At 71.3% G+C, this 22,589-nt stretch carries 18 protein-coding genes and 1 pseudogene; 9 read left to right on the top strand and 10 right to left on the bottom strand.

Translation table 11 applies throughout. The annotated features are described in order from the left end of the window. Positions 1 to 89 precede the first annotated feature (89 nt). Both ACFRU2_RS02770 and ACFRU2_RS02765 read right to left on the bottom strand, forming a co-directional pair. Positions 90 to 944, bottom strand: a pseudogene (locus tag ACFRU2_RS02770) (hypothetical protein); the annotation flags it as partial. Continuing rightward, on the bottom strand, positions 941 to 4,372 hold the full coding sequence (locus ACFRU2_RS02765) for a DNA polymerase III subunit alpha (RefSeq protein WP_382966834.1): 3,432 nt from the start codon (positions 4,370 to 4,372) through the stop codon (positions 941 to 943). The pseudogene ACFRU2_RS02770 and the gene ACFRU2_RS02765, both read right to left, overlap by 4 nt. 307 nt (positions 4,373 to 4,679) lie before the next feature. Between ACFRU2_RS02765 and ACFRU2_RS02760 the strand changes: the two genes are divergently transcribed. Together ACFRU2_RS02760 and ACFRU2_RS02755 are read left to right on the top strand one after the other, a co-directional pair. Further along, positions 4,680 to 5,690 carry a S41 family peptidase gene (locus ACFRU2_RS02760; protein ID WP_382966832.1) on the top strand — a complete coding sequence of 337 codons (1,011 nt, stop codon included), beginning with the start codon at positions 4,680 to 4,682 and terminating at the stop codon, positions 5,688 to 5,690. A gap of 94 nt (positions 5,691 to 5,784) precedes the next feature. Further along, positions 5,785 to 6,138 carry a hypothetical protein gene (locus tag ACFRU2_RS02755; protein WP_382966830.1) on the top strand — a complete coding sequence of 118 codons (354 nt, stop codon included), beginning with the start codon at positions 5,785 to 5,787 and terminating at the stop codon, positions 6,136 to 6,138. 16 nt (positions 6,139 to 6,154) lie between these two features. Here the strand turns inward: ACFRU2_RS02755 and ACFRU2_RS02750 are convergent, their stop codons facing one another. The 4 genes from ACFRU2_RS02750 to rox all read right to left on the bottom strand — a co-directional run bounded on the left by ACFRU2_RS02750 (position 6,155) and on the right by rox (position 9,847). After that, complete coding sequence (locus ACFRU2_RS02750) at positions 6,155 to 6,553, bottom strand: YdeI/OmpD-associated family protein (protein WP_382966828.1); 399 nt, start codon at positions 6,551 to 6,553, stop codon at positions 6,155 to 6,157. Between the two features lie 122 nt (positions 6,554 to 6,675). After that, positions 6,676 to 7,089: a VOC family protein gene (locus ACFRU2_RS02745; protein ID WP_382966826.1), complete on the bottom strand. Its 414-nt coding sequence runs from the start codon at positions 7,087 to 7,089 to the stop codon at positions 6,676 to 6,678. A gap of 137 nt (positions 7,090 to 7,226) precedes the next feature. Further along, positions 7,227 to 8,330: a hypothetical protein gene (locus ACFRU2_RS02740; RefSeq protein WP_382966824.1), complete on the bottom strand. Its 1,104-nt coding sequence runs from the start codon at positions 8,328 to 8,330 to the stop codon at positions 7,227 to 7,229. A gap of 29 nt (positions 8,331 to 8,359) precedes the next feature. Then, complete coding sequence (rox, locus tag ACFRU2_RS02735; RefSeq protein ID WP_382966822.1) at positions 8,360 to 9,847, bottom strand: rifampin monooxygenase; 1,488 nt, start codon at positions 9,845 to 9,847, stop codon at positions 8,360 to 8,362. 180 nt (positions 9,848 to 10,027) lie between these two features. Between rox and ACFRU2_RS02730 the strand changes: the two genes are divergently transcribed. From ACFRU2_RS02730 to ACFRU2_RS02700, 7 genes are all read left to right on the top strand, one after another. Beyond that, on the top strand, positions 10,028 to 10,597 hold the full coding sequence (locus ACFRU2_RS02730; RefSeq protein WP_382966821.1) for a DinB family protein: 570 nt from the start codon (positions 10,028 to 10,030) through the stop codon (positions 10,595 to 10,597). A gap of 55 nt (positions 10,598 to 10,652) precedes the next feature. After that, on the top strand, positions 10,653 to 10,976 hold the full coding sequence (locus ACFRU2_RS02725; protein WP_382966819.1) for a hypothetical protein: 324 nt from the start codon (positions 10,653 to 10,655) through the stop codon (positions 10,974 to 10,976). A gap of 108 nt (positions 10,977 to 11,084) precedes the next feature. Continuing rightward, on the top strand, positions 11,085 to 11,825 hold the full coding sequence (locus ACFRU2_RS02720; protein ID WP_382966817.1) for a hypothetical protein: 741 nt from the start codon (positions 11,085 to 11,087) through the stop codon (positions 11,823 to 11,825). A gap of 284 nt (positions 11,826 to 12,109) precedes the next feature. Beyond that, entirely contained in the window at positions 12,110 to 13,459 is a 1,350-nt protein-coding gene (locus tag ACFRU2_RS02715) for a discoidin domain-containing protein (protein ID WP_382966815.1), read from the top strand. Then, positions 13,459 to 14,802, top strand: a complete 1,344-nt coding sequence (locus tag ACFRU2_RS02710) for an MFS transporter (RefSeq protein ID WP_382966813.1) — start codon at positions 13,459 to 13,461, stop codon at positions 14,800 to 14,802. Before ACFRU2_RS02715 ends, ACFRU2_RS02710 begins: the two co-directional genes overlap by 1 nt. Beyond that, entirely contained in the window at positions 14,799 to 15,845 is a 1,047-nt protein-coding gene (locus tag ACFRU2_RS02705) for a TolB family protein (RefSeq protein ID WP_382966811.1), read from the top strand. Before ACFRU2_RS02710 ends, ACFRU2_RS02705 begins: the two co-directional genes overlap by 4 nt. Positions 15,846 to 15,975: 130 nt before the next feature. Further along, entirely contained in the window at positions 15,976 to 18,315 is a 2,340-nt protein-coding gene (locus ACFRU2_RS02700) for a family 20 glycosylhydrolase (RefSeq protein WP_382966809.1), read from the top strand. A 16-nt stretch (positions 18,316 to 18,331) separates the two neighbouring features. Here the strand turns inward: ACFRU2_RS02700 and ACFRU2_RS02695 are convergent, their stop codons facing one another. The 4 genes from ACFRU2_RS02695 to ACFRU2_RS02680 form a co-directional block, all read right to left on the bottom strand. Then, a complete protein-coding gene (locus tag ACFRU2_RS02695) occupies positions 18,332 to 19,585 on the bottom strand; it encodes an alpha-L-fucosidase (RefSeq protein ID WP_382966807.1) in 1,254 nt (417 codons plus the stop codon). A gap of 31 nt (positions 19,586 to 19,616) precedes the next feature. Next, on the bottom strand, positions 19,617 to 20,594 hold the full coding sequence (locus tag ACFRU2_RS02690; RefSeq protein WP_382967819.1) for a hydroxyacid dehydrogenase: 978 nt from the start codon (positions 20,592 to 20,594) through the stop codon (positions 19,617 to 19,619). A gap of 95 nt (positions 20,595 to 20,689) precedes the next feature. Beyond that, a complete protein-coding gene (locus ACFRU2_RS02685) occupies positions 20,690 to 21,649 on the bottom strand; it encodes a carbohydrate ABC transporter permease (RefSeq protein WP_382966806.1) in 960 nt (319 codons plus the stop codon). Next, a complete protein-coding gene (locus ACFRU2_RS02680) occupies positions 21,646 to 22,506 on the bottom strand; it encodes a carbohydrate ABC transporter permease (RefSeq protein WP_375949768.1) in 861 nt (286 codons plus the stop codon). Before ACFRU2_RS02680 ends, ACFRU2_RS02685 begins: the two co-directional genes overlap by 4 nt. Positions 22,507 to 22,589: the final 83 nt, after the last annotated feature.

Below are 22,589 nucleotides of genomic sequence, written 5' to 3'. Positions count from 1 at the left end.
GCGCGGGCGTTCTCCGTGGGCCGGTCGAAGGTCAGTTGCTCAGCGGCGCCGGCCGCGCCGGTCAGCTCGCCGACCCGGGCGGTCACCGCCCGCACGCGCGCCCGTTGCAGCCCGAGTGCGGAGAACAGTCCGTACAGCGTCTGCTGGAGGGAGCGGGTGTGGGCCGTGGGCTCGGACAGGGTGCGCGAGCGCGTGGTGGTCGACCGGTCGGCGTAGGTGACCTGCAGCTCGACCGTACGGGCGACCTGTCCGGCGAGCCGGAGCCGGGCTCCGAGATCCGTGGCCACACCGAGCAGGGCACGGCGGACCCCGGCCGGGTCGAGGACGTCCCGGTCGAAGCGCTGGGCGCTGGTGATGACGGCGGGAGGTCCGCCCGGGCTGACCGTGCGGCGGTCGATCCCCCGAGCCCGCTCGTGCAGGAGGCGGCCGGCAGAGGCGCCGGCGATCCGCTGCACCGTGGTCAGCGGGAGGGCGGCCAGATCACCGATCGTCCCGATCCCGTACCGGAGCAGCGAGCGCTCCAGGACGGACCCGACCCCGGGCAGTGCCCGTACCCGGCAACTCTGCAGGAAGCGCTCCAGTTCGGCCGGGTCCTCGGGCAGCACCCGTACGGAACCGGGTGGGGCGGTGCCGGCGGCGAGGGTGGCCAGGAGACGGTTCGGGCCGATCCCGCCCGTGCTGACCAGTCCGTACCGGGCTGCGAGCCGGGTCTGGAGCCGGTCCGCGAGCTCTGCGGGAGACTGCGCGAAGTACCGCGTGGCACCGGCCAGGTCCAGTAGCGCGCTGTCCGGAGGGAGCGCCTGGACGACGGGGGTGATGTCGCCGAGGACCGTGAACAATTCGCGGTAGGTCTCGAAGCCGACGCGGTGGAAGCGCAGGTGAACGACCGTCGCCCTGGTACTGGTACTGGTACTGGCACTGGCACTGCTACTGCTACTGGTCATCCGGCGCTCCCCTGACTCGCGTGCCACAGCCGCCCGGCACCGCCGCCGCCCTGCCCGCCGTGAGTCGGCCCGGCTGCCGCAACGGCGTCGCCGTCGGAGCCCGGGGGCTCGCCGGCGAGCAGCGTACGGACGGCGGCGGGGCCGCCGTCCCGGTGGGCGTCGGCGATGTCCTGGAGGTTCCAGGCGTGGGTGCCGATGACGGAGACGGACTTGCCGCGCCGGGAGACGGTGCCGCGCGCCAGGAGCAGGAAGTGGTGGAACAGCGGGTAGGCGGCCTGCTCGTGGGTGTCGTCGAAATAGGTGAGGTCGATCTGGCCGGCCGGGCTGCCGTCGTCGAGGGAGACGAAGATGGTGCGCCGTCCGGAGCGCATCGGCGGGGTCTGGATGGCGACCTTCGCGCCGGCCACCAGCACGGTCCCGCCGGACGGCTGGTCCTTCAGCCGGTGGGAGGGGGTGACGCCGAGCTCGGCCAGCAGCGGGTGCAGGGGTTCCATCAGGTGCCGGGAGGCGTCCATGCCGATGACCTCCAGCTCGGCGTCCAGTTCCTCGCTCGGCGTCATCGCCGGCAGACCGCTCGGCCCGGGGTACGAGCCTGCGCCGGCCGGGGTGAGGGTGAGCTGACCGGCTCCCGGGGAGGTCCGCTGGTGGCGGTGGAGTTCCTCGATCTGCAGGAGCAGGTCACGGCGACCGGCTCCGGGGGCGAGGGTGGCGAAGGCGCCGATCCGCGCGAGGCGATCGGCCACCGGGTGGGCGGGCCGGGCGCGGGCCCAGAAGTCGGCGAGATCCGTGTACGGCCGGCCCCCTTCGATCCGGGCGGCCTGCTCTTCGGTGATGCCCTGGACGTCGGCCAGCGATACCCGCAGGCCCAGCCTGCCGTCCGGGAGCCGCTCGGTGCGGTAGCCGGTGGCGGAGTACTGGACGTCGAGCGGCAGGATCGGCACGCCGCGGCGCCGGGCGTCGGACAGCACCAGCCGCTTCGGGTACATCCCGGGGTCGTGCTCCAGCAGCCCGGCGTAGAACGGCGCCGGGTAGTGCGCCTTCAGCCAGGCCGACTGCAGGGTGGGCAGCGCGAACGCGGTCGCGTGCGCCTTCGCGAAGCCGTAGGCCCCCATGTTCTCCAGCATCCGCCACACCGCGTCGATCACCTCCGGCCGGTAGCCGGCCGCGGTGGCGCTCTGCCGGTACCAGTCCTGGAGCTTCGGCAGGCGCTCCGGCTGGGCCAGGGCGCGGCGTGCTTCCTCACCCATGGCCAGGTCGCTGCGGGTCATGGTGGCGAACAGGCCCGCCACCTGCTCGTTGTAGATGACCACCCCGTAGGTGGAGCGCAGCCAACCCTCCAGGTCCGGGTGGGGATAGGTGACGGGCTTCTTGCCGTGCCGGCCGAGGAGGAACGGGCGGATCATGTCCGCCTGGACCGGGCCCGGGCGGAACAACGAGATCTCGGCGACGAGATCGGCGAAGGTCTCCGGCTGGAGGCGGCCCAGGAGGTCCTTCTGGCCGGGGGATTCCAGCTGGAAGACGCCCAGCGACTCGCCCTCGCGCAGCAACTCGTAGGCGGCCGGGTCGGTCAGCGGCACCTGGGTGCGGTCGTCCAGGTCGATGCGCTCGCCGGTGGTGCGTTCGATCTCGCGGACCGCGTACGCCATCGAGCTCTGCATCCGTACGCCCAGGACGTCGAGCTTCAGCAGGCCGAGGCCGTCCTTTTCGACGTCGTCCTTGTCGAAGACGGTGGCGGGGAAGCCTTCGGTGGCGGTCGGGACGACCGGGGTGCGCCCCAGGAGGGTGGCGTCGGAGAGGATGACGCCGCAGGGGTGCATCGCGGTGCCGCGCGGGAGCGCGTCGAGGCCTTCGACGAGGTCCCACAGCCTCCCGTAGCGGTCGGCGTGGGCGGCGACCTGCCGCAGTTCCGGGAGTTCGCGCAGCGCGGTGCGGGCCGAGCGGGCGGCGATGTGCGGGAACGCCTTGGCCAGGCGTCCGACCTCGTCCGGGGGCAGACCGAGGGCCAGCCCGGCGTCGCGGATCGCCCACCGCACCCGGTAGGTCTCCGGCATGCTGAGGGTGCAGACCCGCTCGGTGCCGAACCGGTCCATGATCCGGCGGTAGACGTCCAGGCGGCGGGCCGACTCCACGTCGATGTCGATGTCCGGCAGCGTGCCGCGGCGCAGGTTGACGAACCGCTCCATCAGCAGCCCGTGCTCCAGGGGATTGGCGAAGGAGATGCCCAGAAGGTGCACCACCAGGGATCCGGCGCCGGACCCCCGGGCCTGCACCCGGATGCCCATCTCCCGGATGTCGTCCACGACTTGGGCGACGGTCAGGGCGTACGAGGGCCAGCCGAGCGTGTTCAGCACCCGGAGCTCCTCCTCCAGACGGGTCCGCATGGTGGCGGAGCGGTCGTAGCCGTGGCGGACCATCGCCGCCTCGCACCGTTCGCGCAGGGTCCGGGCGGAGGTGCCGGGGGCCAGGCCGATGACGTGTTCCTCGGGGAAGTGGACCCGGCCGATCCCGAGGTCGGCGTACGGGTCGAGGCGGCACTCGGAGGCGGTGCGGGTGGTGGTGGCCAGCAGGTGCGCGGCCCCGCCGTTCTCCTGTCCGGCCGCCCGGGCGACCTCCTCGGCGAGCTCGCCCATCTCGGTGGCGCCCTTCAGGGACCGCTCTCCGTTGCAGGTGTGGCCGGGCCGGATGGGGGTGAGCAGGCGGGCCGAGTCCAGTACGTCGGCGACCGGCGCCTGGTCCCGGGTCGCGTAGCGGACCGCGTTGGTCAGGACGGCGAGCAGGTCGAGGTCGGCGGCCAGTCCGAGCGTGCGGGCGGCGAGCCGGAGCGAGCCGGGCCCCGTGCCGGTGCGGCGGTGGTGGACGGCCTCCAGCCGGAGGTACTGCCCGAACACCTCCCGCCACGGCGCGAGCAGCACGGCCGCCCGGTCCGGGCGGCCGTCGGCAAGCGCCCGTACCGGCTCGGAGGCCGGGCCCAGCAGCACGGTCAGCCCTTCGGCGTGCTGCTGGACCGCGGGCCAGGGGACGATCGGCTGTCCGCCGCCGGCCTGTGCGCGGGCTGCCCAGCCGGCAGTGATCAGCGCGCACAGGTTGGCCCAGCCGGTGGCATCGCGGGCCAGCAGGGTGACCCGCGGTGCGGAGTCGGCGACGAAGGCGCCGCCCCGGGCCGGGGCGCGGCCCTTCGACGGTGCCCGGCCGCCGGCCGGACCGAGGACCGGACCGAGGACCGGGACCGCGAGGTCCGCACCGAACAGCGGCCGGATCCCGGCCTTCGCGCAGGCCTGCGCGAACCGGACCGCCCCGGACACCGTGTCCCGGTCGGTCAGCGCCAGCTCCCGCAGGCCCTGCTCCGCCGCCCGCTCGGCCAGCCGTCCGGGCAGCGCCGCGCCGTAGCGCACCGAATAGCCGGAGGCGACGTGCAGGTGCGCAAACATCGCGTCACCACCTCCAGCTCCTGGTCAGCCCCCGATCGTCGACATCCGGCTCCCCATCCGGTCTCTCCAGCGTAGACCGTATTCGATAATCTGTTCGACATGCACGTCAAGCCATTACCCCAGGTGGAGCAGCCACTACGCACCGCTCCCGCCCGTTCCGCTTCCGGCTGCCTTCCGGGTGTGCGCTCTGGTGCTCAGACGCCTGCCGCCTCCGCCGCACCAGCGATACTGCTGGGGCAAGAAGGGCCGGATCCGCCCGTCGCACGGCACGTCGGCCGGAACGCCAAGAGGGAGCAAGAGAGACGTCATGCGGGACATGCCGAAGAAGACGCCGACACGGCGCCACGTGGTGGCGGCCATGGCGGCGCTCGTGATCGCCACCGGATGTACCGCCCAGCCCTCGGCGCCGGGGTCCGCGATGTCACCCGACGCCCGCGCGTACCTCACCTCCGCGCTGGACGTCATGGAGGGGAACTCGCTGTACAAGAGTGACCTCGACTGGACGGCGATACGCCGGAACGCCTTCACCCGCGCAGCGAAAGCACGCACACGGGCCGAGACCTACGGGGCCGTTCGCGAAGCACTCCGGAACTTGGGCGACCAGCACAGCCAGTTCATGACCCCGGAGGAGGCCAAGGCGGCGCTGAGCCCCTCATCGGAGGACTCCCCACTGCCTGAAGGCCGGCTGCTGCCCGGAGGCATCGGCTACCTCGTGCTGCCCTCGGTCACGTCCGACAAGGCCGCCGCGGCATACGTGCGCCAGGCCCGGGCCGTCGTACGGGACGTGGACAAGCAGGGAGCCCGCGGCTGGATCGTCGACCTGCGCAGCAACACGGGTGGCGACATGTGGGGACCACTGGCCTCGGCCGGACGCCTCCTGAACGACGGTGACATCGGCACGTTCGTGGAGTCCGACGGCAAGCGGACAGCCTGGACCCTCCAAGAGGGAACACCGAAGGCGTACTTCGACACCTGGGGCCCCGCCGAACCATTGGCACATCCGGATCCGCCCGTTGCCGTCCTCACCAGCAAGCGCACCGCCAGCGCGGCCGAGGCCGTGACGATCGCCTTCCGCGGACAGCCGCGAACCCGAAGTTTCGGCCAGCCCACACGAGGTGTTCCCACGGCCAACGACTCCCACCGTCTCGCCGACGGCGCGATGATCGTCCTCACCCAGGCCAGAGAAGCGGATCGGACCGGACGGATCTACGACGGCCCGATTCCACCCGACGAAGAGCTCCCGGACGATACCCGAAACCCCGGCAACAGCCAGGACAACACCATGGAAGCTGCGACCCGCTGGCTGAGTGCCCAGTGACGGAAACTGCGTAGCTGCCGGGTTCCCGGCGCCGGTATGGTCCGTTCCCAGACCAGCCGTACCAGCGGCCTCCCGCATGCAGAGAGCGATTCACATGACCAGCCGACGAGCAACGACGACCCTGTGGCGCCCCACCGGCCCCGAGGAGCTCGACCTGGTCCGCGAGCTGAACTGGCGTGCTTGGCCGCCTCGGCTCCCCGAGCAGCCGATCTTCTACCCGGTCCTCAACGAGGACTACGCGATCAAGATCGCGAGGGACTGGAACGTGAAGCACAGCGGTGTCGGCTTCGTCACCCGGTTCGAGGTCGAGTCGGAGTTCTTGAGCCGATACCCCGTCCAGCAGGCCGGGGGGCGGACGATCCTCGAGCTGTGGGTGCCGGCCGAGGAGCTGGACGACTTCAACGCGCACATGGTCGGCGAGATCCAGGTGGTACACGAGTTCCGCTGAGACTGAAGGCCGACGGTCAGCCCCGCAGGGTGGCGATGGCCTTCTCGATGCGCCGTTGGCGCGTCTCGGGCTTCTTCGCGCTCTCGATGGCGCGCACGTGCTCGCGCTTGCGGCTGTACGTCAGGGTGTCGTAGGCGGCGCGGGCGGCCGGGTCTTCGTCCAGAGCCCGGGCGAAGTCCGCAGGCTCGACGACGACGCGCGGCTCGGTGTCGAGCTCGACCTCGACCTCGATCTCCTCGCCGATCTCCACATCCGCGGCCTGCCGGTTGGCATGGCTGAGGCCGATCAAGTGGCGGCCGCGCAGGAGGGCGATCCGGCTCTTCCAGGAATGCTCGTTGATCGTGATCGTCACCGGCGGCCGCGAGCCCTCGCCGAGCGCTGCCACCACCTCGGGCGGAACTTCCAGGCCCCGCATGGGCTCAGGTGGTTCAACGATGGACCGAAACTTCAAGATCTTCCCCTGTGTTGTTCCTGTGTTCCTGGGTTCCCGCACCCGTCTCGCAGCCGTCCCGGACGGCTGCGAGACGAAGACCGCTGCTACTCGGCGTAGGGCTGGTCGGCTCCTTGCTCGCTGTAGCCGAGACTCCAGATGTAGCCCTCCGGGTCGGCGAAGGTGCCGCCGTAACCGCCCCACGGCAGAGCGCCGGCGGGCTTGAGGACCGTGGCGCCAGCCTTCTGGGCCTCCGCCATGATCTCGTCGACCCGTGCCTCGCTGCGGACGACGTAGGTCAGGACCAGTCCGCTGAACCCGCTGCCTTCCTGGTCGGTGCCCACCTGGTCGGCGAGGCCTTCGCGGCTGTAGAAGCCGACGGGCGAGGCGCCGTCCGATGCGAAGAACACCGATATGCCGTAGTCGCTCTGGATCTTCCAGCCGAGCCCCTCGGCGTAGAACTGCTTGGCCCGGTCCATGTCCCGGACGCCAAGAAGGATCGAGCTGACGTGCGCTTTCATGCCTTGCTCCTTGCACGGTGGATGTGTACGCGGCGGAACTCCGGGCCGGCCAGGGCCCGGATGATCAGGCTAAGGGCGTTCCGTGGACCCCGCTTCTTGATTCCTGATCGATCCTGATGCAGAGCCAGGTACCGGTCTCAGCCACCCGCGGCTTCGCTCCAGCGGTGGAGCGTGGCGCTGCTGTCGTCGTAGGTGAGCCAGGTCCCGTCGCCCAGCGGGCGCACGTAACTGTCGACGGGACCCGACGGATACCTGACCGTCCCGCGTGTCTCCAGGGTGCGGGCATCGAGCAGCCAGTGACGGGCCCGCTCCGGGTCCTCGTCGGATTCGACCGTCGAGGCGATGACCGTGTCGGCGTCGACGAAGCCACAGCTGTAGTCCCAGTAGGGCGGTTCCTCGCCGTCAGCCGGTTCGGGCGCCGCCTCGGAGAGGACCGCGCCGTCCAGGGCGTGCAGTTGGAGGTCGGCTCCGTAGTGCTCGACCGTCAGGAAACCCGGGAGCTCCGCGTGGACGTCCGCCAGGATGCGGTCCATGGTGGCGTTGAGGTCCCAGCCGGTCAGCGTCGCGCCGTTCCAGCGCGCCCAGTGGAGCAGGATGCCGTCTTGGCCCATGCCGATGCACAGGCCCATGTGGATGCCGTCGGGGTGGGAAAGGTGGTGTGAACCTGCGGCTGCACTGTCCAGCGGCAGCCGGGCCAGTTCTCGCCCGTCGCGGGCGTCCAGGACGACCCAGCATTCCTGCCCGTCGCCTCCTGCTTCCCCTTCCCTTTCCCGTTCCCTTTCCCGTTCCTCGGGGCCCATCGCGACGTGTGCCCAGACGAGCCGGCCGTCGTCGGAGACCCGGCAGGATCCGTGCTCGAATCCACCGCACACCTCCTGGTCGTCACCCGTGTGTGCGTGGCCGAGCTCGGACGCCCAGCAACCGTGCCGGTACTCCCACAGCGTTGCTCCGCCCACGCCCACGGCCCTTACCGCGCGCTGGCCCGAGAACACCGTGAACGAGCCGTCGGGGCTCACCGAGTGGACACCGTGCTCCCACCCGGGCCAGGGAACGGGGAAGACCGCGGCCGGCGTGCGTTCCCCCGCGAAGAGCTCGTACAGGTCGTAGACCTGCAGTTCCCGCCCCTTCCGGAGGAGAGCACGGCACGACCCGTCCCCACGCCCCTCGAAGGCGAAGCCGTTGACGAGTGCATCCCCACCCGGCAGCTCCACCGAGTCGCGCAGTTGTGCGGTGATCAACATGGGCTGAAGATATCGCCCCGCCGACGTGCTCAGGCCGTGGCGCTGCCGAACCACTTCGGCAGGTGGGCGTCCAGGTCGTGCTGGTCCTCCCCGACCCATGCCACATGGCCGTCCGGGCGCAACAGCACGGCCGGTACGTCCAGTTCCTCACTGACGTCGACGACGTGATCGATGCGGTCGGCCCATCCGGAGACCGAGAGCCGACCGGTCTGGTCGAGCAGGAGTCCGCGGCCGGTGTGCATCAGCTCGTAGAGGCGTCCCCGCTTCAGCTCCACGTCCCGCAGCCTGCGGCCGAGCAGTTCGTGGCCCTCGCCGAGGTCGTAGCGGACCTCGACCGCGGTGATCATCCCCGTCACGTACCGGTTCACCTCCTCGAAGTCCATCAGCTTCGCGAACAGCTTCCGCAGCGCGGTGGGACCCGCGTCGCTCCCCATCAGCGTGATCTGTGCGCGGGTGTTGTCCAGTACGGCGGCGCCCACCGGGTGGCGTTCGGCGTGGTAGCTGTCGAGGAGGTCGTGCGGGGCCCAGCCGTTGACGGCGGCGGCGAGCTTCCAGCCGAGGTTGAAGGCGTCCTGCACGCCGAGGTTGAGTCCCTGGCCGCCGGTCGGCGGGTGGATGTGCGCCGCGTCGCCGGCCAGCAGGACCCGGCCGACCCGGTACTGCTCGGCCTGCCGGGTGGCGTCGCCGAAGCGGGACAGCCAGCGCGGCGAGTGCACACCGAAGTCGGTTCCCCCGAAGGCCCGTAGCTGCTGCTTGAACTCCTCCAGGGTCGGCGCGGTGCGGTCCTCGGACACGCCGTCGGCGGGGACGATGATGCGGCACGACCCGTCCTCGCTCGCGTGGACGCCGAAGCGGAGCTGGGTCTTGTTGACCTCCGCGACGACTGCGGCGATCGTCTCCGGATCCGCGGCCACCTCCATCTGGCCCAACAGGGTCTCGACCGTGGCGGGCTCGCCCGGGAAGCCGACGCCGAGCAGTTTGCGCACCGCGCTGCGGCCGCCGTCGCACCCGACGAGGTAGCGCGAGCGCAGGCGCGTACCGTCCGCCAGCTCCACGGTGACCCCGTCCTCGTCCTGGCTCAGGCCCACCGCTTCGCAGCCGCGCCGGATCTCGGTACCGACTTCGAGGGCGTGCTCGCCCAACAGCCGCTCGGTGACGGGCTGCGGGATGGCGAGGCCGTACGGATGCGCCGTGTCCAGCCGGTCCGGCCACGGCTTCATGACGCCGCCGAACAGGCCGCCGACCTGGAACTTATCGCTGACGGCGAGGAACCGGTCCAGCAGGCCGCGCTGGTCCATCAGCTCTACGCTGCGCGTGTGCAGGCCCTGACCGCGGGACTCTCCGGTCGGACGGGGCAACTTCTCCAGCACGACCACGCGGACACCGTGCAGGCGCAGCTCGGCGGCCAGCATCAGACCGGTCGGTCCCCCGCCGACGACGGTTACGTCGATGACGTCGGTCCCGTCGGTCGTGTTGGTCGCGTCGGTCGCTTCGGTCGTGTTGGGTACTTCGGTCATCACGCAATCACCATTTCCGCAGGTTCCGCCTTCGATCGGTGATTCTGCGTCACGACCGGGGCCTTGCCGCAAGCCCCCCGGTGCGTTATAAGTTGAGAGTGGCAAGGAGTGGGGAAACCTCCTTGCAGTTCTGCGTTCCGGGAGAAATCAGCTCGCGAGCCGGTTCCTTCGTGGACGAGCATGGAACGCATGAGTGATCAAGACGAGCGATGGACCCGGTCGACCATCTACCCCGACATGTGGGTGGACCCGGACGACGACCCCCGCAACAGCGGCGGGAGCAGTGCCGAGGGCGAGCTCGCGACCCTGCAGGACTTCCTCAAGGACTACCGCCTGACCTTGCGGATGAAGTGCGAGGGCCTGGCCCCGGAGCAGCTGGCCCGCCGGTCGGTCCCGCCGTCGACGATGTCGCTGCTCGGCCTCCTGCGGCACCTCGCCGAGGTGGAACGGGACTGGCAGAACTGGATCACCGACGGCGATCCGCTGCCGAAGCTGTACGGCAAGCGCGACGGGGACTTCGAGGGAGCCGTCGCCGAGCAGGCCGTGGTCGACGGCGCGTACGCCGATCTGGAGCGCGAGCAGGGCGCGACCGACGCGGCGCTGGCCCGGCATCCGGATCTGGGCGAGCGGCTGGGCAAGGACCGGATCGCGGTGCGGGAGCTCATGGTGCACCGGATCGAGGAGTACGCGCGTCACTGCGGGCACGCCGACCTGTTGCGCGAATGCGTCGACGGGAGGGTGGGCCAGTGACCGGCGACGGCCCGTCCGGGAGCCGGTCGCGGGTGCCCGACCAGGCTTTCGCCCCATGAGCACGATGGGGCAGCGCACGATGGGGCTGTGGAGACGAGCGCGCCGGAGTGACCACCCCTGCGCGATCGTCGCCGGGGCGGTCAACCTGCTCCTCGGCTGCGTACTGCTCTCGATGGCGATCGGCGGCCCCTTCTTCGAGGCCACGACCCGGGCGCAGGAAACCTCCGCGCAGGAGCTCGCGTTCCGGGTCTTCGGCTGCTGGCTCGTGGGCGGGCTGGTCCTCTTCCTCGCCCTGGGGATGACCCGTACCGCGGTGGTCCACCTGCTCACTCTGTTCCTTCCGCCCGCCCTAATGATCCTGGCCCTTCTGGCCCTCTGAGGGAAGCGGCGGAAGGAGCCCCGGGAGAGCGACAGGGCCGCCTACGGGAACGCGCGCAGCCCGTGTGACCATGGCTTCCTTCGCACAACAGCACCTCATGGGGGGACCATGCGCACCCGTACCACCACCGCCTCGGCCGGCCTTGCCGCCATGCTCGCGGCGGCCCTCGTCCTGTCCGGCTGCTCGGCGTCCGGCGGGAGCACGGCCGGGAAGGGCGCAGGGGCCGGCGCAGGTGCCGGTGCTTCCTCGTCGGCCGTGGCGTCCCCCGCGCCGGTGCCCGCCGGTGGCGCTTTCGAGGGGCCGCGGCCGCAGGACCAGAACCTGCTGGCCTGGACCGGGGATCCGAACGACGCGGGGCACGTCACCGCCCAGTCCGCGGCCGGGGTCGGCGGACGGGTCACCCTGGTCCGGATGGTGCTGCGCGAGCAGCTCACCTGGTCCAACATCTGGCTGGGGCTGGCCGGCATCGACCCGAACGCCCAACTGGCCAACTGCTACCTCGGCGTGTACGACGCCAAGGGCACCCTGGTCGCGTCCACCGCGGACGTCTCCCCGCAGCTGATGACCGAGGCGATAGCCAAGCCGTTCCCCCTCGCCAAGCCCTTCACCGCCGCCCCCGGCACGTACTTCGTCGCCCTCCTCCTCAACGGCACCTGGGCCACGAACGCCCTCACCCTGAAGGCCACGGGCGCCGGGATCTCGGTGAACGCGGGTCTGAACCCGCCGAGCCTCCGCTACAGCACCGTCCTGACCGGTCAGACCTCGCTCCCGGCCACCGTGAACCTCGCCGAGCAGTCGACCAGCACCATCAACACCGGCTGGGCCAGCCAGTGGTACGCGATCTCCTGAGCGTTCCTGACGTCCCCCACGTCCCTGGCGCCCCTGCCGTCCCTGAAGTTCGTGCCGGGCAGGCCCAAAGCTCCTGCGGCGAATGACTGGTAGGAAAGTTTCCTGTTTGCTAGCATCCCGCTTCGGCGGCTCGGCGCGGTGCCCGCATCCGTGGGTATGACGCGCTCAGCGAGAGCTCTGACCCGGCCGCTGTGACCACGCCCACCCCTGCCCGCACCCGGGCAGGGGAGCAGGGTCTCGTACCGGTGCCAGCTCTCGCCACCCACCAGGCCAGGGAGTCAGGAATGCACCTGAGCACCCCCAGCACACTTCGTGTTCATACACCACGCCGCACCATCGGCGTGGTCATCACCGCCGTACTCCTCCTCGTAGGCGGGCTGTTGCTCGCCTATCCCGAACGGGCCGGCGCCGCCGCCGACCCCCTCATCTCGCGCGGCAAGACCGCCACGGCGTCCTCCGTGGAGACTTCGAGCTTCGGTCCGCAGAACGCCTTCGACGGCAGCTCCACCACCCGGTGGGCCAGCGTCGAGGGCAAGGACCCGCAGTGGATCCGCGTCGACCTCGGCGCGAACGCCACCGTCTCGCGGGTCGCGCTGCGTTGGGAGGCCGCGTACGCCAAGACGTACCGGGTCGAGATATCGGCCGACGGCACCACCTGGACCCGGCTCGCCAACGAGACGGCCGGGAACGGCGGCACCGACGACTGGACCGGCCTCTCCGGCACGGGCCGTTACCTGCGCGTGTACGGGACCGCTCGCGGCACCTCCTACGGGTACTCCCTGTACGAGGTGGAGGTGTACGGCACCCTCGACGGGGGGACTCCCCCGCCGACCGGCGCCTTCACCGTGGTCGCCGCCGGTGACATCGCCGCCCAGTGCACCGCCTCGGACAGCTCCTGCGCCCACCCCAAGACCGCGGCACAGGCCCAGAAGATCAACCCGAAGTTCTATCTGACGATGGGTGACAACCAGTACGACGACGCCCGGCTCGTCGACTACAAGGCCTACTACGACAAGTCGTGGGGCGCGTTCAAGGACAAGACCCGCCCCGTGCCCGGCAACCACGAGACCTACGACCCGGCCGGACCGCTCGCCGGCTACAAGGCGTACTTCGGTGCCGTCGCCTACCCGCAGGGCAAGAGCTACTACAGCTTCGACGAGGGCAACTGGCACTTCATCGCCCTCGACTCCAACTCCTTCGACCAGAAGGCCCAGATCGACTGGCTCAAGGCCGACCTCGCCGCGAACTCCAAGGGCTGCATCGCCGCCTACTGGCACCACCCGCTGTACTCCTCCGGCGGTCACGGCAACGACCCGGTGAGCAAGCCGGTCTGGAACATCCTCTACGGCGCCAAGGCCGACCTCGTGCTGAACGGGCACGACCACCACTACGAGCGGTTCGCCCCGCAGGACCCGAACGGGAACGCCACCGCCGACGGGATCACCGAGATCGTCGGGGGCATGGGCGGCGCCGAGCCGTACGACATCGAGACCGTCCAGCCCAACAGCCAGAAGCGGATCAGCGGTACGTACGGGGTCCTGAAGCTGGACTTCACCGACACCGGCTACAGCTACAGCTACGTCGCCACCGACGGGACCACGAAGGACACCAGCCCGAAGTACACCTGTCACTGATGTACCTGGCCACCACCGGCCGCCGGGCCGCTCCGGCCCCGCCCCCCACCACGGGGGCGGGCCGGCGCGTCCCCGCCGCCGTCCTCGCGCTCGGTACGGTCAGCCTCGTCACCGATGTCTCCTCCGAGATGGTCAGCGCGGTGCTGCCGCTCTACCTCGTCCTCGGACTCGGTCTCTCCCCCCTCCAATTCGGCTTCCTGGACGGCCTGATGGGAGGAGCCGGTGCGGTCGTACGGCTCCTCGGCGGGCATCTCGCCGACCGCGGTCACCGCTACAAGCACGTCGCGGGCATCGGCTACGCCGTCTCGGCCTGCTCCCGGCTCGGCCTGCTGCTCGCGGGCGGCGCCACCGGCGGAATCGCGGCCTCCCTGGCCGCCGACCGGGTCGGCAAGGGCATCCGTACGGCCCCCCGCGACGCACTGATCACCCTCAGCAGCCCTCCCGAGGACCTCGGCCGGTCCTTCGGCGTGCACCGGGCCATGGACACCACCGGCGCCCTGCTCGGCCCGCTCGCCGCCTTCGCCCTGCTCTGGGCGACCGCGGGCGCGTACGACGCGGTGTTCGTCGCCAGCTTCTGCGCCGGTCTGCTCGGCGTGCTGCTGCTGGTCCTCTACGTTCCCGGCCACCATCGCCCGGCGGCCGTGCCCGGCCCGGCTCCGTCCCGGGGCAAGGCCTTCGCGGCGCTGCGCGACCCCGCCTTCCGGAGGATCCTGTGGGCCGCCGCCCTGCTCGGCGGCGCCACCATCGGCGACGCCTTCGTCTACCTCCTGCTCCAGCGCCGACTCGGCCTGGATCCCGGCTGGTTCCCGCTGCTGCCGCTCGGGGCGGCCGCGGGCTATCTGCTGCTGGCCGTCCCGGTGGGCCGGATCGCCGACCGGGTCGGGCGCAGGCTGCCGTTCCTGTACGGTCACCTCGCCCTGCTCGGCGCCTACCTCGTCCTGCTCGCCCCGGCGGGCGGACCGGCCCCGCTCCTCCTCGCCGCCGTCCTCGCCCTGCTCGGGGTGTTCTACGCGGCCACCGACGGGGTGCTGATGGCCCTCGCCGGGCCGGTGCTCCCCGCCGGGGGCCGAGGGGGCGGGCTGGCCGTGCTCCAGACCGGCCAGGCCCTGGCCCGGATGCTCGCCGCGGCGGGCTTCGGCGCCGCGTGGACGGTGTGGGGGCCGCGGCCCGCACTGTGGGGAGCCACGGCGGTGCTGCTCGCCGCGCTGGCGGGCGGCTGGGCGCTGCTGCCGCGCGATCCGGGCGCGGCGGACGGTCCCGGCGCCCCGGACACCCCGGACGCCGCCGCAGGATCCGCCGCGGAGTCCGTGCAATCCCCCACCAGCGAGCGGAGCACCTCATGACCACGCAGCTCACCGGGCCGGCTTCCGCACGCCGGCTCGGCACCCGGGCCCGTACCGCCGTCACGGTCGCCGCGGTCGTCCTCCTCGCGGGCTCCACCGCCGGGTACGCCCTGCACGCGGGGAAGCGGCCGGCCGGCCAACAGGCAGACGCCGACGCCTCCTTCGCCCTCGCCGGGCCCGCCCTGTACTTCCGGGACAGCGCCACCGGCCGGGTGGCGCACCAGCCCCTCACCTCGACGGCGGGCGCCGCCGACCGCACAGCGGGCGGTCCCGCCTGCGACCGGTTCCATGCCGCCGGGGGCACCGCCCTCTGTCTGCGCGCCGAGCCGGGGGTGCTGCCGAAGACGTACGCCGTCGTCCTCGACCGGCAGCTGCGCGAGGTGAGCCGGACCGTCGTGCCGGGGGTTCCGACCCGGGCCCGGGTGTCGACGTCGGGGCAGATGCTCGCCTGGACGGTGTTCGCCACCGGGGACTCGTACTCCGCCACCGGCTTCTCCACCCGGACGGCCGTGCTCGACCGGCGCACGGGGTACTTGGTGAAGTCCCTGGAGGAGATACCGCTCACCATGGACGGTGTCCGGTACCACTCCCCCGACGTCAACTACTGGGGCGTGAGCTTCGCCCGGGACGACAGCCGCTTCTACGCGACCGTCTCCACCAAGGGGCGTACGTACCTCGTCGAGGGGAACATGTCCGACTGGTCGGCGAGGACGCTGCGGGAGAACGTCGAATGCCCCTCCCTGTCGCCCGACAACACGCGGGTCGCCTTCAAGAAGAAGGTGTCCGACGACCCGGCGGCGCCCTGGCGGCTCTACGTCCTCGACCTGCGGACGATGGTCGAGACCCCGCTCGCCGAGACGCGCAATGTGGACGACCAGGCGGCCTGGACCGACGACGGGACGGTCGCCTACGCCCTGCCGGGCGCGGACGGTCGTGCGAGCGACGTCTGGACCGTCCCCGCGGACGGCACCGGGGCACCCCGGCTGTCCGTCGCGGGCGGGTCGTCGCCGGTGGCGGTGGCGGACGCGGCCGCCGCGCAGTGATCCGTACGGTCGCCGATGCTCGATGATGCTCATTCGGCCGTCACTTCGAGCATCTCTTGACATAGACCTGACACTGCGTTGCACTGTGGGCCACTCCCTCCGGCAGTCACGGCCGGAGGGAGATGCCGCCGTGAACACCTGGGGACTCGCCATGCGTCTGCTCAGATTCCTGACCGCCTCCGCCCTGGCCCTGGCCGCGCTGTCGCTGCCCGCCCACGCCGGAGCCGAGCCCCTGCGGGCCGGGGCGGCCGCCGCCGCGCCGCCGCAGACCGTGCCGGCCCTGCGGCAGTGGACGGCCGGCAGCGGGTCGTACGGCTTCACGGGCACCAGCCGGATCGTCGTCGACCCCGCCCACACCGCACAGCTCTCCGACGAAGCGGCCACCTTCGCCGAGGACTTGGGGGCACTGGCCGGGCGTACGGTGGCGGTCGTCACCGGGAGCGCCTCCCCCGGCGACATCTCCCTGAGCCTGGGCGACGGTTCGCTGCCGGCCGAGGGGTACCGGATGACCGTCGGCTCGACCCTCGCCATCCAGGCCGGGACCGACGCCGGGGCCTTCAACGGCACCCGCTCCGTGCTGCAGCTGCTGCGCCAGTCGGCCTCCGTGCCGGCCGGAACGGCGGTCGACTGGCCCACCAAGGCCGAACGCGGCCTCATGATCGACCAGGGGCGGAAGTTCTTCACGGTCGACTGGGTCAAGCAGCACATCAAGGAGCTGGCCTACCTCAAGCTCAACTACTTCCACTTCCACCTGTCGGACACCTTCGGCTTCCGCCTGGAGAGTTCGACGCACCCGGAGATCGTCTCCGCCGACCACTACTCCAAGCAGGACATCGCGGACCTGATCGCACTGGGGCAGAAGTACCACGTCACGATCGTGCCCGAGATCGACACCCCGGGGCACATGAACCAGATCCTGGCCGCCCACCCGGAGCTGAAGCTCAAGGACGCTTCGGGTACGGCCAGTTCCGAGTTCATCGACCTGTCGCTGCCCGGTTCGTACACCCTGATCAAGGACCTGATCGAGGAGTACCTGCCGCTGTTCCCGGCCCCGTACTGGCACATCGGCGCCGACGAGTACGTCACCGACTACTCCCGGTACCCGCAGCTGCTCAACTACGCCCGCGCCCACTACGGGGCGAACGCCACCGCCAAGGACACCTACTACGGGTTCGTGAACTGGTCCGACGCCCTGGTCCGCGCGGCCGGCAAGACCACCCGGATGTGGAACGACGGCATCAAGGCCGGGGACGGGACCGTCAGCCCCGACGCCCGCATCCTCGTCGAGTACTGGTACAGCTACGGACTCACCCCCCAGCAGCTGGTCAATGCCGGGTACACGGTGGCCAACGAGTCCTGGACCCCCACCTATTACGTGCTCGGCGGCGCCAAGCCGGACACCAAGTGGATGTACGAGACCTGGACCCCGGACCGGTTCGAGGGCGGCGCCACCATCAGCGACCCCTCGAAGAACCGCGGTTCGCTGATCCACGTGTGGTGCGACAACCCCAACGCCGAGACGGAGACGCAGATCGCCGCCGGCATCATGTACCCGCTGCGCGGGCTCGCCCAGCAGACCTGGGGTTCACCGAAGCCGGTGGCCACCTATGCGGCGTTCACGCCGATCGTGGCAGCCATCGGGCACCATCCCTCCTGGCCGGGGACCGCCCAGCCGGGCAACCTCGCCCGCAACCGCCCCACCACCGCGTCCAGCACCGAGACCGCCAACTTCCCGGCCGCACTGGCGACGGACGGCGATCCGGGCACCCGGTGGTCGAGCGCGTACGCCGACCCGCAGTGGCTGCAGGTGGACCTCGGGTCCGCCCAGGCCGTCAACCGCGTGGTGCTGCGCTGGGAGGCCGCGTACGGGAAGGGCTTCCAGATCCAGGTCTCCGACGACCAGAGCACCTGGCGCACCCTGTACTCCACGACCACCGGTACCGGTGGGGTCCAGGACCTGACCGGCCTGTCCGGCTCCGGCCGCTACATCCGGGTGTACGGCACCCAGCGCGGCACCACCTACGGCTACTCGCTGTACGAGTTCGAGGTGTACGGAGGCCAGTTGAGCGGGACCCGGACCCTCACCTCGGCCGGAAAGGCGCTCGACGACCCGGCGAGCTCCACCGCCTCCGGCACCCAGCTGATCACCTGGACCCCGCACGGCGGCCCCAACCAGCAGTGGCGGCTGACCCTCACCGGTGACGGCAGCTACACCATGGCCAACGGCTCGTCCGGGCTCTGTGCGGACGTGGCGGGCGGTTCCACCGCTCCCGGCGCGGCCGTGGTGCAGACCGCCTGCGGCAGCGGCGACAGCCAGCGCTGGGTGGTCACCCCGGTCGGGTCCGGCGACTACGCGGTGGCCAACAAGAAGAGCGGACTGCTCCTGACCACGGCGTCCGGCGCGGACGGAGCCCTGGCGAGCCAGCAGTCCAACAGCGGTTCGGTCTACCAGCGCTGGCAGATCGGCTGACGGATCAGCCGGTGGGTCAGCCGACGCCGGGCGGCGGTCCGGCTGCCGACACCGAGGCCAGCCGGGCCCCGGGTCCGGTCAGCCGGATCCGCAGTTCCCGCACGGTGAGGGGCTCCACGCGGTGCACGCGGCGGACCCCCACCGTGTGACCGGAGGCGATCAGCCGGCCGTCCGCCCAGACCTCGTGGCCGTCCACGCACTGCCCCCGGGTGAGGTCCTCGCGCAGCTCCACGTGGTCCACGCGGACCGGCCGGCCGAAGTCCGCGAGGACCGCGTCTCCCTCGACCGTGAGGGCGGCGGGGACGGGATCGCCGAGGCGCCGCTCCAACTCTGCCGCGAACGCGAGGAGTCGGGCCCGGTCGGCCTCGTCGATCAGTCCGCGCCGGTCGGGCGGGACGCCCAGGAGCAGGCCGGCGCCCAGCCCCACCGAGGAGTACCAGATCTCCAGCAGCTCCTCCCGGCTCTTGAGGGTGTCGTGGTTCCCGGGTTGCCAGAACCAGTCGCCGCGGAGGGGGACATCGCATTCGGGCGGCAGGTAGGCGGCCGAGTCGAGCTCGGTGTGCCGGTCCTCGTACAGGCTGATGCCCGTGGAGTGCGTGACGTAGTGGCAGGGGTCGGCGGCGAGCCCCTGCTCGTTGCCGACCCAGCGGATCGTGGGGCGGCCCATGTTGAAGACCATGGCGTCCGGCTGGTGCCGGTCGATCACGGCCATGACCGCGTCCCAGTCGTAGGTGCGCCCCTCGGAGCCCGCGCCGTCGAACCACAGCTCGCACAACGGGCCGTAGCGGGTGCAGAGTTCGGTGAGCTGGCGGAGGTAGAAGGAGTCGTAGTCGGCGGGCTCCTCGTAGCAGTCCGCGTTGCGGTCCCAGGGCGAGAGGTAGAGCCCGAGGCCGAGGCCCGCCTCCCCGCAGGCCCCGGCCAGTTCGGCGACCACGTCGCCCGCTCCGTCCTTCCAGGGCGAGGAAGCCACGGAGTAGGCGGTGGTGTCGGTCGGCCAGAGACAGAAGCCGTCGTGGTGCTTGGCGGTCAGCACGACGTACTTCGCTCCGGCCTCGGCGGCGGTACGCACCCACTGGCGCGCGTCGAGCTGCGAGGGCCGGAAGGTGGCCGGGTCCAGGGTCCCGTCGCTCCACTCGGCGCCGTTGAAGGTATTGATGCCGAAGTGCAGGAAGATCCCGAATCCGGCTTCCTGCCAGGCGAGTTGCCCCGGCGTGGGTGCGAGGGGGGTTGCGCCGGGACCGGCGGGCGGTGCGGAGGGGCCGAGGGTCATGGTGGGCTTTCGGGGTTCGGCGGCGGGGCGTTCAGGCCGAGCGGGCCAGGCTCGCCGGATGGACGGCGTAGGCGAAGGGAAGTCCTCGGGCGTACCGCTCCAACTCCTCGGCCGCGCAGGCCGCGAGCCGTCCGAGTTCGTTGCCGAGGGATCCGGCGATGTGCGGGGTGAGCAGCACGTTCGGCAGGTCGTAGAGCGGCGAGACGGCCGGCAGGACGTCGGGGTGGGTGACGTCGAGGACGGCGTGCAGCCGGCCGGAGACCAGCTCCGTGGTGAGCGCCTCGGTGTCGACGAGCGTCCCGCGTGCGGTGTTGACGAGGGTCGCGCCGTCGCGCATGAGGGCGAGGCGGCGGGCGTCGACGAGGTGGCGGGTCTCGGGGGTCTGCGGCGCGTGCACGGTCACCACGTCGCTGCGGCCCATCAGTTCGTCGAGGTCGACGGGTTCGACCCCCAGGGCCCGCGCCTCGTCCCCGTCCAGGTACGGGTCGTGGACCAGCACGTGGGCGTCGTAGGAGCGCAGCAGTTCGATGACGCGGCGGCCGATGCGCGAGGCGCCGATGATGCCGACGGTCCTGCCGTAGTTGCCGATCCCGGGGTACAGGGTGAGCGGGTTCAGCTGGGTGCGGACCTCCCGGTAGGCCCGGGCGGTGGTGAGGACGCGCTTGTTGGCGAAGACGATCGCGGCGACGGTGAACTCGGCGACGGGCCGGGCATTGGCCTCGGCCGCGCTGGTGACGGTCAGCCCTCGCCGCCAGGCCGCTTCCGTCATCATCCCCTTCACGGATCCGGCGGTGTGCACCACCGCGCGCAGGGCCGGGAGGAGGTCGAGGGCCTGCTCGGTGAGGGGCGGGCAGCCCCAGCCGGTGAGCAGGACCTCGGCTTCGCGCAGTCGGGCGGGGTCGGCCGCGGCGAAGTCGGTGACCAGGAGGTCGGGGTCCAGGAGGGCGGTGGCGCCGAGCCGGGCGAGGGCCTGCTCGTCGAGCAGGGCCGCCTTCGTGTCCGGGCCCATGGCGAGGAGGGTGCGGGGTCTGCGGGGCCCGTCGGCCGGGTGGTTCGGGGCGGGGGCCGGGGCGGGGTTCAGGTCGGGGTTCGAGGCGGGGTTCGTCACTTGACCGCTCCCGCCGTGAGGCCGGAGCGCCAGAACCGCTGCAGGCCGATGAAGGCGAGGGCGAGCGGGACGACGGCGACCAGGGACCCGGTGATCGCGAGGGAGTAGAACTCGGGGTACTGGAGCACGACTTGGTTCCAGCTGTAGATGCCGAGCACCGCCGGGTACAGGTGGTGGTCGTTGAGCATGACCAGCGGGCCGAAGAAGTTGTTCCAGCTCGCGGTGAAGGAAAAGAGGAAGAGGGTCATGAAGCCGGGCATGAGCATCGGCAGCGAGATCGACCGGAAGACGCGCAGCTCGCTCGCCCCGTCGATGCGGGCCGCCTCCAGGACTTCACCGGGCACGTAGCCCTCGGAGAAGACCCGGGCCAGGTACACGCCGAAGGGGTTCACGAGCGCGGGGATGAGGATCGCCCAGTAGGTGTTGACGATCCCGGTCTCGGAGGCGAGCAGGTACTGCGGGAGGGTGATGACGACGGTGGGTACGAGGGTGCCGGTCAGGACGAGGCCGAAGAGCGCGCCCTTGCCGCGGAACTCGTACTTGTCGAAGCAGTAGCCGGCGGCGACGCTGATCAGCGAGGACGCCAGTGATCCGACGACGGAGTAGAGGAGGCTGTTGAGCAGCCAGCGGCCGAAGATGCCGTCGTCGTAGGCGAAGACGGCCCGGAGGTTGTCGAAGAGGTGGAACTCCCCGAAGCCGAAGCCGGCCGTTCCGAAGAGGTCGGCGTGGTTCTTGGTGGCGGCGATCAGCAGCCAGGTCAGCGGCATCAGGGTGTAGAGGACCGCCACCAGGAGGACGGCGTTGACCACGGCCTTGGAGGCCATCGCGCCGCTCCGGCGCGGCCTTCCGGCCGTCTTCCGCTTTCCCTGCCGGGCGGACGGGGCTCCGGGGGCGGGCGCCGGCTCGCCGCCGGGGGCGGCCGCGGGCGGGGCCGAGGGGGCAGTCTGGGTGCTCATGCCGAGTCACCTCGCTTTCCGATCCGGGTGACGACGTAGGAGAGGGTGCCGGCGACGAAGGCCACGAGGAGCGAGGCGGAGGAGGCGAGCCCGTAGTCGTGCCGCTCGAAGGCCGCCTTGTAGATGAACATCATCGGGGACCAGTCCGAGCCCATCGAGCCGGCCCGCTTCGAGAGGAGCATCGGCTCGCCGAAGATCTGGACCACGCCGACACAGGTGAACAGGAGCGTGAGGAAGACGGCCGAGCGGATCATCGGGAGTTTGATCCGCAGGGCGATGCGCAGTTCGCCGGCGCCGTCCATGACGCCCGCTTCGATGACCTCGCGGGGCACGGCCTGGAGCGCGGCGAAGAAGATGATCATGTTGTAGCCGATCCACTGCCAGGCCGCGACGTTCACCAGCGAGGGCACGACGCTGCCGGGGGCGAAGAAGTCCCACTGGCCGCCCGCCGCTTCGATCCAGTCCAGGACCGGGCTCAGGCCGGGGGTGTAGAGGTAGGTCCAGATGATCGCGGCGATCAGTCCGGGGACCGCGTGCGGCATGAAGACGGCGAACTGGACGAGCCGCTTGGCCTTGGCCGCGGCCGAATCTACGAGCAGGGCCAGGGCGAGCGCGGCGCCGATCATCACGGGGATGTAGACGGCGCAGTACGCGGCCACGTGCAGGAAGGAGGAGGTGAAGCCGTGGTCGCCGAGCGCCTTGGTGTAGTTCCCGAACCCGCTGAAGACCCGTTCGGTGCCGCCGAATCCGAGACCGGAGGAGCGCTCGGTGAAGAAGCTCATCCAGAGCGCGTACGCGACGGGCAGGATCAGGACCGCGGTGAAGAGCAGGAAGAACGGGCCGAGGAAGACGAGCACCGCCCTGCCCTGGCCTGGCCGGCGCGCGGGCGCGGCGCCGCGCGCTGAACGAATGAGTGGTGCTGCCACCGGATCTCCTTGGT

The sequence above is a fragment of the Streptomyces sp. NPDC056883 genome (genome assembly GCF_042788835.1).
GTDB classification, from domain to species: domain Bacteria; phylum Actinomycetota; class Actinomycetes; order Streptomycetales; family Streptomycetaceae; genus Streptomyces; species Streptomyces stoeckheimensis.
This window is presented reverse-complemented; position numbering and strand designations above follow the sequence as displayed.